The sequence below is a fragment of the Enterobacter sp. K510 genome, from assembly GCF_055804875.1.
This window is the reverse complement of record NZ_JBNRLQ010000012.1, coordinates 105,338-121,246: the sequence shown is the minus strand read 5'-3', so window position 1 is coordinate 121,246 and position 15,909 is coordinate 105,338. Positions and strand designations below refer to the sequence as shown.

Here is a 15,909-nt window from a genome sequence, read left to right as displayed (position 1 = left end):
AATACCTCTACTTCCGAATAGGCAGGAACACCGAGAATTCGGTATGTCCTGGCCAACTGGTGAATTCAATTTTGCCGGAGTGCTGATCGATTAAATTGCGGGCAATGGACAGCCCAAGCCCGGTACCGCCTTCGCGACCGCTGACCATCGGATAAAACAGCGTGTCCTGCAAATGCGACGGGATACCCGGCCCGTTATCTTCAATATCAATGCGTGCGGCGAGGCGATAGCGCACGCCGTGCAGCGTCAGCTGGAAGGCCGTGCGGGTACGCAGCACAATCTCGCCGCCCTCCGGGCCAAGCGCCTGCAGAGCATTGCGCACAATATTCAGTAAAACCTGTTCGATCTGGTCGGGATCGTGCGGTAATTCGGGCAGGCTGGGATCGTAATCGCGCACCAGGGTGACGTTTTCCGGCAGCTCCATCGATACCAGCTTCACCACGCGCTCCGCCACCTTATGAATACTTTCCGTGACGTGCATTCCCGGTTGCTGCGGGCCTAACAGACGATCCACCAGATTTCGCAGCCGGTCAGCCTGTTCAATAATGACTTTGGTGTATTCCATCAGCGCCGGGTCGGGCAGCGCTTTGCTGAGCAACTGCGCCGCGCCGCGCAAACCGCCGAGCGGATTTTTAATTTCATGGGCCAGGCCACGCACCAGGTCGCGGGCGGCGATCTGCTGAGCGTGCTGTAACTGCTCCTGACTCAGGCGGCGCTGATTATCCATGGGTGCCATCTCCAGCAGGATCAGGCCCTCCGGCAGACGTTGCGCGGTCAGGGAAAGAATATGTGAGCGGCCATCGATCACCAGCGTCACTTCGTTATCGGTAAAGCCTTGTCCGGCCTGCAAACTTTCCTGCATCAGGCCAATATTCAGCGAAAAATAACTCAGTAGTTCGGGTAACGGTGTGCCAAACAGCTTGCGTGAACTTTGGGCCAGCAACTGTTGCGCCGCCGGGTTCGCATAGTGAATTGCCAGGTCATCATCAACCAGCAAAATACTGTTGATCAGAGAATTGAGGATCTGCCCAGCATCGGGCACCACGCCTGTTGCCATTCAGCAGTCTCCTTAGTGTGCACCAATACAGTGCATTATAAGTGTAAGTCGGTGAATTGTTCGCAAATATGTGCCGGGCGTGGAGAAAAAAGCCCATCCTGAGATGGGCTAAAGTTCCACGGCAACAAAAAACCTCAGGCGTCTGTCTTGTCGCAGCCAACACAGCTGCGACAAGAAATTCACCGAGTCTTAATAATTAAACGCTGTAATACAGTTCAAACTCAACCGGGTGCGGCGTCATGCGCACACGGTCGTTTTCTTCGGTACGCAGAGCGATGTAAGCATCGATCGCGTCGTCAGTGAATACGCCGCCAGCGGTCAGGAACTCACGGTCTGCGTCCAGCGCATTCAGTGCTTCTTCCAGAGAGCCTGCAACCTGTGGGATCTCTGCAGCTTCTTCCGGCGGCAGGTCATACAGGTTTTTGTCCATCGCTTCGCCCGGGTGGATCTTGTTCTTGATACCGTCAAGGCCAGCCATCAGCAGTGCAGCGAAGCACAGGTACGGGTTAGCCGCCGGATCCGGGAAGCGCACTTCAATACGACGCGCTTTCGGAGAAGCAACTACCGGAATACGGATAGAGGCAGAACGGTTACGGGCAGAGTAAGCCAGCATAACCGGCGCTTCGTAACCCGGGACCAGACGCTTGTAAGAGTTGGTGGTCGGGTTCGCCAGGGCGTTGATCGCTTTAGCGTGTTTGATTACGCCGCCGATGTAGAACAGCGCCTGCTCAGACAGACCGGCATATTTGTCGCCAGAGAACAGGTTGGTGCCGTTCTTGGACAGGGACATATGGCAGTGCATACCGGAACCGTTATCACCGAACATCGGTTTCGGCATAAAGGTCGCGGTTTTACCGAAGCGGTGCGCCACGTTGTGCACAACATATTTGTAGATCTGAATTTCGTCGGCTTTTTTGGTCATGGTGTTGAAGCGGGTTGCCACTTCGTTCTGACCCGCAGTTGCCACTTCGTGGTGATGAGCTTCAACCACCAGACCCATCTCTTCCATCACCAGACACATGGTGGAACGCAGATCCTGTGAAGAATCGACCGGTGGAACCGGGAAGTAACCGCCTTTCACGGCCGGACGGTGACCTTTGTTACCGCCTTCGTATTTGGTGCCGGTGTTCCATGCGCCTTCGATATCATCGATAGCAACGTGAGAGCCGGAGATGGAGCTGCCGAAACGGATGTCGTCGAACAGGAAGAATTCTGGTTCTGGCCCGAACAGTACGGTGTCGGCGATGCCGGTGGAGCGCAGATACTCTTCAGCGCGCTTGGCGATAGAACGCGGGTCACGGTCATAGCCCTGCAGGGTGCCTGGTTCCAGGATATCGCAGCGGATGATCAGCGTGGTTTCTTCGTAGAACGGGTCAATGACAGCGGTAGTCGCGTCAGGCATCAACACCATGTCGGATTCGTTGATACCTTTCCAGCCACCAATCGAGGAGCCATCAAACATTTTGCCTTCTTCGAAGAATTCGGCATTAACCTGATGGGACGGGATAGTGACGTGCTGTTCTTTACCTTTGGTATCGGTGAAGCGCAAATCGACAAACTTCACTTCATGTTCATTCAGCATCGTCAAAACGTGTTCAGCGGACATACTTAACTCTCCCGGATTTTGTCATTGTCGTCGTGGTAACGAGGTCAGAAAACACTGCTCATAATCGGCATTGTTGCTCTGCAGGATATAAAGCGAAATCTGTGCCAACTTTAAAAACACCCCCAAAAGGCGTTATCATGCACGTCATAGTGCAAAAGGGCTGCACCAGAATGGAAACATTGCACCAGTATAGTGCTTGATTGTGAACCACAAGCACTATATTGGTGCAATTTTCGTTAAGGCACCCCTTTACTGCGCCGTGAAAGCGATCACAAAGCCTTACTTTCCGTATTGTTTGTAAAGGTTCTTTGTGATCCTGTTCTGTACTGCGATTAATACGTGTACAATAACGCGCTATTTCTAATGCCTGAGGCAAAGTTGTGATCGAAAATTTGCGTAACATCGCCATCATTGCTCACGTTGACCACGGTAAAACTACCCTGGTTGACAAGCTCCTGCAGCAATCCGGTACTTTCAGCGAGCGTGCTGAAACGACCGAACGCGTGATGGACTCCAACGATTTGGAGAAAGAGCGTGGGATTACCATCCTCGCTAAAAACACCGCTATTAAATGGAATGACTACCGTATCAACATCGTTGATACCCCGGGTCACGCCGACTTCGGTGGTGAAGTTGAACGTGTTATGTCCATGGTAGACTCCGTGCTGCTGGTTGTTGACGCAATGGATGGCCCAATGCCGCAGACTCGCTTTGTTACCAAAAAAGCGTTTGCACACGGCCTGAAGCCGATTGTTGTTATTAACAAAGTTGACCGTCCTGGCGCGCGTCCGGACTGGGTTGTCGATCAGGTATTCGACCTGTTCGTTAACCTCGACGCGACTGACGAGCAGCTCGATTTCCCTATCATCTATGCATCTGCACTGATGGGCATCGCCGGTAACGATCACACTGATATGGCGGAAGACATGACCCCGCTGTACCAGGCGATTGTTGACCATGTACCTGCGCCGAACGTTGACCTTGATGGTCCGCTGCAGATGCAGATCTCCCAGCTGGATTACAACAACTATGTTGGTGTTATCGGCATCGGCCGCATCAAACGCGGCAAGGTGAAACCGAACCAGCAAGTGACCATCATCGACAGCGAAGGTAAAACGCGTAACGGTAAAGTGGGTAAAGTGCTGGGCCACCTCGGTCTGGAACGTATCGAATCCACTGAAGCTGAAGCGGGCGACATCATCGCGATCACTGGTCTGGGCGAACTGAACATCTCCGACACCATCTGCGATCCGCAGAATGTCGAAGCGCTGCCGGCTCTGTCTGTTGATGAACCGACCGTTACCATGTTCTTTAACGTCAACACCTCTCCGTTCTGTGGCAAAGAAGGTAAATTCGTTACCTCCCGTCAGATCCTTGACCGCCTGAACAAAGAGCTGGTGCACAACGTGGCGCTGCGCGTTGAAGAAACCGAAGATGCGGACGCGTTCCGTGTATCCGGTCGTGGTGAACTGCACCTGTCCGTACTTATCGAAAACATGCGTCGTGAAGGCTTTGAGCTGGCGGTTTCCCGTCCGAAAGTTATCAACCGTATGATCGATGGCCGTATGCAGGAGCCGTTCGAAAACGTGACGCTGGACATCGAAGAACAGCACCAGGGCGCGGTAATGCAGGCAATGGGCGAGCGTAAGGGCGATGTCAAAGACATGATCCCTGACGGCAAAGGCCGTATTCGTCTGGATTACCTGATCCCGGCACGTGGCCTGATCGGCTTCCGTACCGAGTTCATGACCATGACCTCCGGTACCGGTCTGCTGTACTCCACCTTCAGCCACTACGACGATGTTAAGCCGGGCGAAATCGGCCAGCGTAACAACGGCGTGCTGATCTCCAACGGCCAGGGTAAAGCAGTCGCGTTTGCGCTGTTCAGCCTGCAGGATCGCGGTAAGCTGTTCCTGGGTCACGGTGCAGAAGTGTACGAAGGCCAGATCATCGGTATCCACAGCCGTTCTAACGATCTGACAGTAAACTGTCTGACCGGTAAGAAGCTGACCAACATGCGTGCTTCCGGTACTGATGAAGCCACGGTTCTGGTTCCGCCGATCAAAATGTCGCTGGAGCAGGCGCTGGAGTTCATCGATGACGACGAACTGGTAGAAGTTACCCCAACCTCTATCCGTATCCGTAAACGTCACCTGACCGAGAACGACCGTAAACGCGCGATGCGTGGTCCGAAAGACGCGTAAGCCGATTTCGTACTGAAAACGAAGCCCTGTCTGCAAAGACGGGGCTTTTTTTATGGGCTCAGCCAGCGGTATGCTGCTTCTGTTGAACACATAGGTTCAACAACCCCATTTAATAACAAACAGGAAAAGGATGAGTTATGGACGAACATCATCAACCCTTCGAGCAGCTTAAACAAATAAGCGACAACGGCAGCGAGTTCTGGTCGGCACGCGACCTGTTACCCTTACTGGGTTATAAGGAGTGGCGGAACTTTCATAAGGTCATTGCCAAAGCCACCGTGGCCTGTGAAACCAGTGGACATCAGGCAGCAGACCATTTCGTTGATACCAACAAAATGGTCGAATTAGGCTCGGGTGCTATTCGTGAGATAGAGGATATTTACCTTTCCCGCTATGCCTGTTACCTGGTGGTGCAGAATGGCGATCCCACCAAACCCGTGGTTGCAGCAGGGCAAACCTACTTTGCGTTGCAAACCCGCAGACAAGAGTTAGCCGACGATGCCGCATTCAAACAGCTTCGCGAGGATGAGAAGCGGCTTTTTTTACGCAACGAGTTAAAAGAGCATAACAAACAACTGGTTGAAACCGCACAGCAGGCGGGCGTCGAAACCACACTGGATTTTGCCATCTTCCAGAACCACGGTTATCAGGGGTTATATGGCGGCATGGATCAGAAGGCGATCCACGAACATAAAGGATTAAAAAAGAGCCAGCGCATTCTCGATCATATGGGGTCGACGGAGCTTGCGGCTAACCTCTTTCGCGCAACGCAGACGGAAGAAAAATTACGTCGCGATCGCGTCTGCACCAAACAGCATGCCAATCAGACCCACTTTGATGTTGGTAAAAAAAGTGCGTCAGACCATTCAGGAACTGGGCGGGACTATGCCTGAACATCTGCCAACGCCCGAAAAAAGCATTAAACAGCTTGATGCTGCCGCAAAGAAGTTAAACAAGTAAGTCGAGTGTAAAGCCATCACCCCGTCTGCAAAGACGGGGCTTTTTTATTTCCGCCCTACACCTTTACCGCCGTTGTTTCCCCTTTTGCGAAGTTCGCAGTGCCTGTGCCCTGCTTTTTCCGCTCCCCGATCTCCGCAATTATCATCGCAAAGCGCTGTTCATTGAGCCTATAAAACAATCCCATCGTCAGTGCCGCGATGATGGCCAGCGCGCAGGGCCAGAGGAAGATCAGCTGCCGCAGGCCGAGCAGCGTACCGGCGCTCTGGATGGCGTTCGGGATATAACCGATCTGCGTCAGCATAATGCCCGGCAGAAAACCTGCCAGCGCGGCGGAGATTTTGCGCGAAAAGGTATAACCGGTGTACACCGACCCTTCGGCGCGGATGCCGGTTTTCCACTCGCCGTAATCCACCGTATCCGGCACCAGCGCCCAGTTCAGGCTGTTGACAAAGGCCGTGCCGAAAAAGGCCATGCAGGAGAAGAGCACAAACAGCAACGAGCTGCTGCCCCAGACGAAATTCAGCACATCGCCCACCGCCCACAGCATCAGGCCGCCAAGATAGACCTGCTTTTTGCCGAAGCGCTTAACCGCGCCGGGCACCAGAAACACGCCGACCAGAATGCAGCCCATACTGAAAAATCCCATCCATGACAGCAGATGAATATCGTTCAGCACGTACTGGGTGTAATACACCTGAATGGCGAGTTTGATATTGAAGGCCGCCAGCGTGCACAGGTTGGCGATGCACAGCACCAGCAGCGGCGGATTACGGAAAATCGCGCAGAATGAATTAAGAATGCCCGGTTTATGGTGATCGGGCGTGACCTCCACATAGCGCTCTTTCACGCCGCTGTAGCACCACCACATACAGAACAGACCGCCGGTGACAAACACCAGCGCCGCCACCTGATAGCCAAGCGCCGGCCTGCCGGTAAACAGCGCCTGGATCGGCATAAAGCCTACGGTACACAGCAATAGCCCGACCGTCGCGCCGCCCTGACGCCACGCCGCCAGATGCGCGCGCTCCTGCGGATTTTTAGTGATCGCCGGTACCATCGCGCCGTAAGAGCAGTTCATCAGGCTGTAGCACAGCCCGAACAGCATAAACAGCCCGGTGGCGAGTGCGGTTTTCACCGTCAGGGTAAAGTCATTGGCCATAAACTGCGCGCTGGCCACCAGCGCCACCGGGAACGAGGCATACAGGATAAATGGCCTGAACTTCCCTTTTTCGCCGATATTGCGCCGGGAATCCAGCAGCACGCCGGTCAGCATATCGGTGAAGGCGGTGAAAAACTTCGCCACCAGGAAGATGATCCCGCCGTAAAACGCCGGCATCCCTAACTCATCGGTATAAAACTTGAGTAAATAGAGGGTGCCGATACACAACATCAAATTTGAGCCGAAGTCGCCCATTCCGTAGGCGACTTTTTCACGCAGACTCAGTTTCAGGGTTAACGGATCATGGGTTGTCATAATCGTTCCTCATGACGCCCCGCAGGGCGTCATTGTCTGTTGCATTACGCCATCCGCTTACGGGTTTCTATTTCGGCAACGATACGCACGTACATTTTCTCGTTGAGGTTATAGAACAGACCCATGGCGATAATCGTCACCACCGCCAGCGCGCAGGGCCAGATAAAGATCAGCTGGCGCAGGCCTTCCTGCGTCTCTGCCGACTGCACGACGTTAGGGATGTAGCCGATTTGCGTCAGCATCAGGCCGGGGAAAAAGCCCGCCAGCGCCTGGGACACTTTGCGGAAGAAGGTAAAACCGGTGTACACCGTCCCTTCCGATCGCACGCCGGTGCGCCATTCGCCGTATTCCACGGTGTCGGACACCAGCGCCCAGTTCAGGCTGTTCACAAAGGCCGAGCCGAAAAACGCCAGGCAGGAAAACGCCACAAAGCTCACCGAACCGCCGCCGAAGAAGTAGTTCAGCACATCGCCCGCCACCCAAATCAGCAGCCCGCCGATATAGACCTTTTTCTTGCCGAAACGCCTGACCGCGCCGGGCATCAAAAACACGCCGAAGAAGATGCAGCCCATGCTGAAAAAGCCCATATACGACAGCAAAATCGGATCGTTTAACACGTACTGGGTGTAATAGACCTGAATGGCGAGTTTGACGTTAAAGGCGCCGAGGGTGCACAGGTTGGCGATACACAAAATAAACAGCGGACGGTTACCGGCGATGGCGCGGAACGACTGCAACAGCCCCGGTTTTTGCGCGGCGTTCGCCGGTTGCGCGTCCACATAACGCTCGGTCACGCCGCGATAGCACAGCCACATAAACAGCAGGCCGAACACCGAAAACAGCGTTGCCGCGAAGATATACCCCAGCTGCTGATTATCCTCCACCAGGTTCATTACCGGCACAAAGCCTACGGTACAGAGCAGCAGGCCGAGCGTCGCGCCACCCTGACGCCAGGCCGCCAGCGACGCGCGCTCATCCGGGTTTTTGGTAATCGCCGGTACCATCGCGCCGTAAGAGCAGTTCATCATGCTGAAGAACAGGCCGTACAGCATAAACAGCACCGTCGCCATCACCGTCTTGCCGGTGATCTCAAAAGGCGTGCCGACAAAGTTGGCGATCGCCAGCAGCGTCACCGGAAACGCGGCATAGAGTACGAACGGGCGGAACTTGCCCTTCGGCCCGATGTTACGCCGTGAATCCAGCATGATGCCGGTGCCCATATCGGTAAAGGCGGTAAAAAACTTGGCGATCAAAAAGATAATGCCGCCGTAAGTCCCCGGCAGGCCGAGCACATCCGTATAGAACTTCAGTAAATAGAGCGTGCCAATATCCAGCAGGATATTGGAGCCGAGATCGCCCATGCCATAGGCGAGCTTCTCTTTGAACGGCAACTTCAGGGTTGCCGGATCGCTGGACTGACTCATGATCGTTCCTCGCTGGTTGCGGTTCAGAGCGCGCGCAACGTACTGAACAGCGCCGCCCACTCACTGTCGGCGCGATAAAACACCGGCGGCTTGCCCAATGGCGCGTCCACGGTAATATCGCCCCCGCCACAGCTTTCCCCGGTCCACAGGTTGACCCACGCATCCGGCGGCAGATACAACGTCCAGTCCTCGCGCCCCTGTTCATGTACCGGGGCGACCAGCAGATCGCGGCCAAACAGATACTGATACTTCAGCTCGTAGCAACGGGCGTCGTCTTCGTAGTGCAGGAACAGCGGACGCATCACCGGCAGGCCGCTTTTCGCGTTCTGCGCCACGGCGGCTTTGATGTAAGGCTTCAGGGTGGTGAAGACGGTGGTCATACGGGCGAAGTGGGCGATGGTTTCCGCGTCGCCGTCAAACTGCCAGTTATCGCCGGGACGATTGCCCTCGTGGGTGCGCATCATCGGCGTGAAGGCGCTGAAATCGCACCAGCGCAGCAGCAGCTCTTTACTGCGTTTCATGTCGAACAGGGTGGTGTAACCGCCGATATCGCTGTGATGCAGACCGTGACCGGTCATTGCCAGCGACAGCGCCGCAGGCACCACCGACACCAGCCCGTCGTCCAGACTCCAGTCGACGTTCTGATCTCCGGCCCACATCATCACGGAATATTTCTGGCTGCCGGTGCCGCCCGCGCGCATAAAGAACAGGATCTCGCCGAGCTTGCCGGTCTCCTGCAACGCCTCGTAGTTACACTTCGCCCACAACGCAGGCCAGGCGTTATGCATGATCTCCGCGCTGACGCCGTTGTGCAGCACGGTGTCGGTGGGCAGGTATTCGCCGAAGTCGGCCATCCAGCCGCCGCAGCCCAGCGCGATCATGTTCTGTTTGATGATATTTTTGAACCAGTCATACGCGGCAGGGTTGGTCAGATCCACCACGCCGCCGTAAAACTCGCCAAACTCCACCAGATAATCATTGCCGTCGCGATCTTTCGCCAGATAGCCGAGGCGCGCCGCCTCCGCGCACAGCTCGCGGTCGCTGGCGACATAAGGATTGATATAGGAGAGGAACTGCACGCCTTCTTCCTTCCACTGCGCGAGGCGGGTATCCAGCTGCGGATAGTTATTGCTGTCCCATTTCCAGTTCCACATCACGCGCTTGCCAAAGGAGGTCATGCGGATGCCGGACCAGTCCTGCGCCCAGATGCCGTTCACCTTCACGCCGCCGTTGCGCATGGTATCGAGCTTTTGCTGGCACACTTCGGTGCCGCCCTGAATGCCGAGCGTCACGCCGTCATATACCCAGTCCGGCAGCTCCGGCTGGCGGCCCAGCAGTGCGGTGAGTTTTTCCAGTAGCTGAATGTAGGTGGGTGCGCACTCGAAACGCAGCGTGGCCTGGTTTTCCCAGATCGCCAGCTCGTGATAATCCGGCGCGCTGAAATCGAAATTCATGTAGCAGCTGTTGTCCACGTGGCAATAATACTTCTGCGTGCTGACAAAGGTCGGCTGCGGGAAGAAGGTCCAGTAATAATCGCCGCCCGCATTCTCTTTGCAGTCCGCCTGCCAGGTGACCAGCGTCTGCTTATTACGGCCCACGCCCTGCTCGCTGGTCCACAGCGGGAAGGGTTTGCCGCGCAGATCGAAATACGAAAACTGCTCGCCGCAGCCGTAAATATGATCTTCAGGATTGGCCGCCAGCCGCAGCCAGATGCGGTTATGGGTCGCGTCATCGTTTTGCAGCGTCAGCAGCAGACGGCCTGCGTCATCGACGCCAATTTTCAGCGTCGCGCTCACCGCATCGCCGCGGCCGAAGCGCACCGTCCAGCCGGCGTCATGGGCCTGTACGGTGGCGTCTGTCAGGGCGATTTTTTCATTGAGCCGATCCTGAATGCTGAAGTTGCCGCGGAACATCTCAATATCCGCCGTGCCAGCGCCGGTCCATAAACAGGCGGCGTCCGGCGTATGACGCAGGATCAGGCGCTGCTGGTAGGTTAAGGTAAAGCCGCCAGCGCTGGTGGTCAGCGCCAGAGCGGATAAGTCAGGGTGTAGGGTACGCATAATGACCTCTGTAAGTTTTATTGTTTATTTAGCGTTGCAATCCAGAAGCCCGGCGGCGACGGCGGGGGCCAGACCCGGCGCCAGCGGCAGGCGGGGGATCACCAGACAATGCAGCAGGTGATAAATGTCCTGCTTGCCGTCCCACACTTTGGTGGTGACTTTGTTATCCGTATCCAGCTCCTGCCACCACGAGCCGTTTTCATAGTCGATGAGATATTTCATGCAGTAATCCCACCATTTCTGATACCAGGCTTCATACTGCGCGTCGCCCGTGACGCTCCACAGGGCGTAAGCGGTGCCCATAGCTTCGACGATCGGCCAGCGCACGCGCTCGCGCACAATCGGCGTGCCGTCCCAGTCGACGGAATAGACAAAACCGTCCGCGCCATCGGGCGCCCAGGCGTCGCGGATGGTGGCGTGAAACAGGCCTTTCGCGTCTTCCAGTAACCACTCGGGCGGCATTTCAAAGCGGGCTTCCAGCGCGGCGCGCAGATGCAGCATCAGACGGCCCCATTCGATCCAGTGGCCGGGCGTGCCGCCGTAGGCGCGGAAACGGTGGGCGGGATTGTCTTTGTTGTAATCGCGGATCGGGTTCCACTGGTTGTCGAAATGCTCGTTGACGCGGTAATCACTCTTTCTGGCGACATCATGAATAATCACTGAGGCGATGCGCAGCGCACGGTCGAGCCATTTGCGGTCATGGGTGACGTCATAAACAATCAGAAAGGCTTCCACCGCGTGCATATTGGCGTTGCCGCCGCGGTAATCTTCGGTTTTGCTGAAGGCCTCGTCCCATGACTCAAGGCACATTTGCTCCGCTTCGCTCCAGAAATAACGCTCGATCACCGCAATGGCGTCATCCAGTAACGGACGCGCGCCCGGATGCCCGGTGGTCACCGCGCTCGCCGCGCCCAGCAGCACAAAGAAATGCTGATAACCCTGCTTGGAAGCATCGATCACCCCTTCATCATTGACGCAGGCATACCAGCCACCGCACTGCTTATCGCGCAGTGCGCCGTTCAGCGCGTTAATACCGTGATCCACCAGCTCATACGCACCGGGGCGGCCCATTCCGGCGGCCACGGCATACACATGCAACATGCGGGCGGTGATCCACAGGTGGGTGCCCACATCCGTTTTGACCTGACCGGTATTGCCCAGCCAGCCGAAACCGGTCGGTACCACGGCTTTTTTGCCGAAGTCGAAAATGCGGTCCGTTTCCTGTTCCAGCCAGCGGTTGTGGCTTAGCGTGTTAAACCATTTCATGTGTCTCTCCTCAGCGCGCCGCCATCATTTCGTCAACAATGTCCCCTAAGCGTTGCAGCTTAGGCGCGGCGACATCCCGCAGCATCAGTTCGGTGTCCGGCAGGCCCACCACCGACGACCACACCGCGCGACCCGCCAGAAAACCGGACGCGCCCGCGCTCATCGCCACGCGCACGGCGCGGGGGAAGAGTTTTTCATCGACGCCGGAGGAGAGGATCACCCACGGCATGGCGATGTGATCGTTCAGCCGCTGCGACGCGGCAAGCAGCGTCTGCGTATCGCCTTTACCGCACAGCGGCATTTCCACCTTGTAGAGATCGGCGCCGCTGTCGCCCAGCTCTTTCGCGGCTTCAATAATCGCCTGCTCGCGATCGAATTTATCGCCACGGCGCGGCGGGCGAACCACCGGCTCAATAATGCTGACCAGGCCGTTTGCATGGCACAGCTGATTAAATTCCCGCACCATCGCCAGACGCTGATCGGCGTCCTCATCACTGCGCCACAGCACCAGCAGTTTCAGCGCTTTTGCGCCGTCGCGTTTCACCGCCTGCGGATCGACCGCTTTATCGATGATCACGCTGTCCACCGGGATACCGTTGCCGGGAATAAACGCATCGGCGGCGACGATCATCCCGCAGGATGGGGCGATCGCTTTCTGCTCCACCACCTGGCGGTAACAGAATTGCTGATCGACGAGGATCGCCGAGGCGAAGGGGGACAGGGTTCGGGCGGCGTTAACTTTAAAATCCGTTAGCACATGGTCAGCCACCGGCTGTGACGCACCGGCTGCCGCGAACATCAGGCGCATCGCTTCACGCTGGTCAACCGCCAGCATCGCAAAGCCGCCGGAAGGGCGGGTAATATCTTTAAGCGTGTAAGTCGTCATACATCGGTCCTTTTACAGCATTACTGGGATACGAGAGGGGCGAGGCCGGCGCTGATGCGGGCCTGCTCCAGGATGGCCGTCCAGTCCTGACGCCCGCGTCCGGCGGCGCGCGCCAGGTTATAAACTTCCCGCGACGCCGCGCCGAGCGGCATCGGCACATGCAGCTGATTCGCCACGTCCAGGGCGATCCCCAGATCCTTATGGGCTAGGTCGATCATAAAGGCCGGGGAGAGATCCCCTTTCAGCACCTTGTTCGGCCACGAGGTGGTGAAATGCCCTTTACCTGCCGGGGTGCCGCTCATCACCTGCAGCGCCACGTCAAACGACAGGCCCAGCGCCTCGCACAGCACCGCGGCTTCAGCGGAGAGGGCGTTAAGGGCGATGCTCATGTAGTTGTTGATAAGCTTCACGCGAATGCCCATGCCGGGGCCGCCCGCGTTGATAAGCTCACTGCCCATCGCCAGCAGCACCGGGCTGGCGCGCTCCACCTGCTCAGCCGTGCCGCCTGCCAGTAACAGCAGCGTACCGGCTACTGCGTGATCGGAGGTGCGTCCCACCGGTGCATCCATCATCTGAAATCCTTTTGCCTGCATCTCGCGGATCAGGGCATCGGTCTGCAACGGGTGAATGGTGGACATGTCAATCACCAGCGCGCGCGTGGAGAGGGTTTCGCAGACGCCGCCATCGCCGAACAGCACCTGACGTACCAGATCGCCGTTTGGCAGCATGGTGATGACGAACTCGGCAAACTCCGCCGCCTGGGCCGGAGAGCTGCACCCTACCGCGCCTTCGCGGATCACGCCCTCCATCGACGCCGGGTTCACGTCAAACGCCCAGACGTGATGTCCTTTCTTCAGCAGGTTCGTCGCCATCGGCGCGCCCATCTGCCCTAATCCAATAAACGCAATGCTGGCCATTTCACTCTCCCGTCGTTACTGGTTGTCAGATTATGTCTCTCATCGTGCTCTTTTGTGTCTGTTTTTGATCGTATTTGTAATTTATGGTCAAAAAATTGACAGCCGTCACTTTTTTAACAATCCGGCAAATTAAAATGACGGCATCGTTACTCGTTTAAGGAATGACCATGGTGCGTATCGTCTGCGTCGGAATAACCGTGATGGACCGGATCTACAATGTGGAAGCGTTACCCACGGAGGGGGGCAAATATGTGGCGCATCACTATCGGGAAGTGGGCGGCGGCCCGGCGGCTACGGCGGCAGTGGCGGCGGCAAAACTGGGGGCGCAGGTGGACTTTATCGGCCGCACCGGCGATGACGATACTGGCGACAAGCTTCTCGCGGAACTGGAGTCCCTGGGGGTAAACACCCGTTTTTGTCGGCGCGTCAAAAATGCCAGCTCCTCGCAATCTGCCGTGCTGGTGGATGCGCAGGGCGAGCGGATCATCATTAATTATCCCGGCCCGGATCTGCCGCCTGACGCCGACTGGCTGGATGCGCTGGATTTTTCACAATGGGATCTGGTGCTGGCGGATGTACGCTGGCATGACGGGGCGAAACGCGCTTTCACGCTGGCAAAACAGGCCGGGGTAACGACCCTGCTGGATGGCGACGTGACGCCGCAGAAGATTGACGACCTGGTGGCGCTCAGCGATCACGCGGCCTTTTCCGCGCCGGGCCTGCGGCGGTTCTCCGGTCTTGATGATCCGCTGGCCGGGCTGGAATACGCCCGCACCGTCACTGACGGGCAGGTTTATGTCACCAGCGGGGCGCAGGGCTGTCATTTTATGACCGGCGCTGAACATCATCATCAACCGGGTTTTTGCGTGGATGTGGTGGATACCACCGGCGCGGGCGATGTCTTTCACGGCGCGCTGGCGTTCAGCCTGGCGCAACAGCAGCCCATCAATGATGCCGTCCGCTTCGCCAGCGGCGTGGCGGCGCTCAAATGCACCCGCCCCGGCGGACGGGACGGCATCCCTGATTGTGATCAAGTCCGGTCTTTTTTGTCACTTTATGTATAAAATGACCCATTAACGATGAGGTTACGAGGGAAACGCATGAGTGCCACCGAGCTGACCGGCAACCCGCGCCACGATCAACTGCTGGCGTTGATCGCTGAACGCGGTTACATGAACATTGATGAACTGGCGCAACTGCTTGATGTCTCCACGCAGACGGTGCGGCGCGATATTCGCAAGCTCAGCGAGCAGGGGCTGATCACCCGGCATCACGGCGGCGCAGGCCGCGCGTCGAGCGTGGTTAACACGGCGTTTGAGGAGCGGGAAATGTCGCACACCGCCGAGAAAAAAGCCATCGCCGAAGCCATTGCCGACTATATCCCCGACGGGTCGACCATTTTCATTACCATTGGCACCACGGTGGAACATATAGCGCGGGCGCTGCTCAATCATAATCATCTGCGCATCATCACCAACAGCCTGCGGGTGGCGCATATTCTCTACAAAAATACCCGCTTTGAAGTAATGGTGCCCGGCGGCACGCTGCGGCCGCACAACAGCGGTATTATCGGCCCGCATGCGGTGTCCTTTGTGGAAGGATTTCGCGCCGACTACCTGATCACAAGCCTCGGCGCGATTGAAAACGACGGCACGCTGCTGGAGTTTGACGTCAATGAAGCCAGCGTCGCCCGCACCATGATGGCCCACTCCCGGCAAATCCTGGTGGCGGTGGATCACACCAAATTCACTGCCTCCGCCGCTGTGGAAATTGGCAACGTCACCCAGGCCACGGCACTCTTTACCGACAAAACCCCGCCGCAGGCGCTGCACAGCCTGATGAAAAACAAGCAAATCGAGCTGATCCTCGCCTCGCCGGACGATGAGATGTAACGAGCGGGCATCGCCCGGCGGCGCACGCTTGCCGGGCCTACGGTATCACCGATTCGTAATTTTGCAGGCCGGGTAAGGCAACGCCGCCACGTATCGCCCGGCGGCGCATGCTTGCCGGGCCTACGGTATCACTGATTTTGTAGGCCGGGTAAGGCGAAGCCGC

The 15,909-nt window shown here is 56.9% G+C and carries 11 protein-coding genes and 1 pseudogene; 4 read left to right on the top strand and 8 right to left on the bottom strand.

The features are described 5' to 3' along the window. Positions 1-7 precede the first annotated feature (7 nt). Both glnL and glnA read right to left on the bottom strand, forming a co-directional pair. Positions 8-1,057, bottom strand: a complete 1,050-nt coding sequence (glnL, locus tag ACQUTD_RS19200; RefSeq protein ID WP_072571410.1) for a nitrogen regulation protein NR(II) — start codon at positions 1,055-1,057, stop codon at positions 8-10. A gap of 196 nt (positions 1,058-1,253) precedes the next feature. Then, positions 1,254-2,663 (bottom strand): glutamate--ammonia ligase, encoded by a 1,410-nt coding sequence (glnA, locus tag ACQUTD_RS19195; protein ID WP_072571409.1) that lies wholly within the window; start codon positions 2,661-2,663, stop codon positions 1,254-1,256. Positions 2,664-3,043: 380 nt separating this feature from the next. Between glnA and typA the strand changes: the two genes are divergently transcribed. Continuing rightward, entirely contained in the window at positions 3,044-4,867 is a 1,824-nt protein-coding gene (gene typA / locus ACQUTD_RS19190) for a ribosome-dependent GTPase TypA (RefSeq protein ID WP_072571408.1), read from the top strand. Between the two features lie 137 nt (positions 4,868-5,004). Then, positions 5,005-5,827: pseudogene (gene dinD, locus ACQUTD_RS19185) on the top strand (DNA damage-inducible protein D). Between the two features lie 55 nt (positions 5,828-5,882). Here dinD and ACQUTD_RS19180 read toward each other — a convergent pair. The 6 genes from ACQUTD_RS19180 to yihU are packed head-to-tail and all read right to left on the bottom strand — an operon-like array spanning position 5,883 to position 13,854. Further along, a complete protein-coding gene (locus ACQUTD_RS19180) occupies positions 5,883-7,301 on the bottom strand; it encodes a glycoside-pentoside-hexuronide (GPH):cation symporter (protein ID WP_473277229.1) in 1,419 nt (472 codons plus the stop codon). 44 nt (positions 7,302-7,345) lie between these two features. Beyond that, positions 7,346-8,725 carry an MFS transporter gene (locus ACQUTD_RS19175; protein ID WP_072571406.1) on the bottom strand — a complete coding sequence of 460 codons (1,380 nt, stop codon included), beginning with the start codon at positions 8,723-8,725 and terminating at the stop codon, positions 7,346-7,348. A gap of 23 nt (positions 8,726-8,748) precedes the next feature. After that, the gene (locus tag ACQUTD_RS19170; protein WP_473277228.1) at positions 8,749-10,785 is read right to left on the bottom strand and encodes an alpha-glucosidase; all 2,037 of its coding nucleotides are present in this window, start codon (positions 10,783-10,785) and stop codon (positions 8,749-8,751) included. Between the two features lie 24 nt (positions 10,786-10,809). Beyond that, complete coding sequence (yihS, locus tag ACQUTD_RS19165; RefSeq protein WP_473277227.1) at positions 10,810-12,051, bottom strand: sulfoquinovose isomerase; 1,242 nt, start codon at positions 12,049-12,051, stop codon at positions 10,810-10,812. Positions 12,052-12,061: 10 nt separating this feature from the next. Further along, a complete protein-coding gene (gene yihT / locus ACQUTD_RS19160) occupies positions 12,062-12,937 on the bottom strand; it encodes a sulfofructosephosphate aldolase (RefSeq protein WP_473277226.1) in 876 nt (291 codons plus the stop codon). A gap of 20 nt (positions 12,938-12,957) precedes the next feature. Then, on the bottom strand, positions 12,958-13,854 hold the full coding sequence (gene yihU, locus ACQUTD_RS19155; RefSeq protein WP_072571402.1) for a sulfolactaldehyde 3-reductase: 897 nt from the start codon (positions 13,852-13,854) through the stop codon (positions 12,958-12,960). Between the two features lie 167 nt (positions 13,855-14,021). Here yihU and ACQUTD_RS19150 point away from each other — a divergent pair, with 167 nt between their 5' ends. Both ACQUTD_RS19150 and ACQUTD_RS19145 read left to right on the top strand, forming a co-directional pair. After that, positions 14,022-14,918: a sugar kinase gene (locus ACQUTD_RS19150; RefSeq protein WP_321988317.1), complete on the top strand. Its 897-nt coding sequence runs from the start codon at positions 14,022-14,024 to the stop codon at positions 14,916-14,918. Positions 14,919-14,954: 36 nt separating this feature from the next. Then, positions 14,955-15,746: a DeoR family transcriptional regulator gene (locus ACQUTD_RS19145; RefSeq protein WP_473277225.1), complete on the top strand. Its 792-nt coding sequence runs from the start codon at positions 14,955-14,957 to the stop codon at positions 15,744-15,746. Positions 15,747-15,909 lie beyond the last annotated feature (163 nt).

Excerpts from the sequence above, each read along its gene's own strand:
- yihU (WP_072571402.1), bottom strand. The coding sequence starts at position 13,854 with ATGGCCAGCATTGCGTTTATTGGATTAGGGCAGATGGGCGCGCCGATG.
- yihT (WP_473277226.1), bottom strand. The coding sequence starts at position 12,937 with ATGACGACTTACACGCTTAAAGATATTACCCGCCCTTCCGGCGGCTTT.
- yihS (WP_473277227.1), bottom strand. The coding sequence starts at position 12,051 with ATGAAATGGTTTAACACGCTAAGCCACAACCGCTGGCTGGAACAGGAA.
- glnA (WP_072571409.1), bottom strand. The coding sequence starts at position 2,663 with ATGTCCGCTGAACACGTTTTGACGATGCTGAATGAACATGAAGTGAAG.
- ACQUTD_RS19145 (WP_473277225.1), top strand. The coding sequence starts at position 14,955 with ATGAGTGCCACCGAGCTGACCGGCAACCCGCGCCACGATCAACTGCTG.
- ACQUTD_RS19170 (WP_473277228.1), bottom strand. The coding sequence starts at position 10,785 with ATGCGTACCCTACACCCTGACTTATCCGCTCTGGCGCTGACCACCAGC.
- ACQUTD_RS19150 (WP_321988317.1), top strand. The coding sequence starts at position 14,022 with ATGGTGCGTATCGTCTGCGTCGGAATAACCGTGATGGACCGGATCTAC.
- glnL (WP_072571410.1), bottom strand. The coding sequence starts at position 1,057 with ATGGCAACAGGCGTGGTGCCCGATGCTGGGCAGATCCTCAATTCTCTG.
- ACQUTD_RS19180 (WP_473277229.1), bottom strand. The coding sequence starts at position 7,301 with ATGACAACCCATGATCCGTTAACCCTGAAACTGAGTCTGCGTGAAAAA.
- ACQUTD_RS19175 (WP_072571406.1), bottom strand. The coding sequence starts at position 8,725 with ATGAGTCAGTCCAGCGATCCGGCAACCCTGAAGTTGCCGTTCAAAGAG.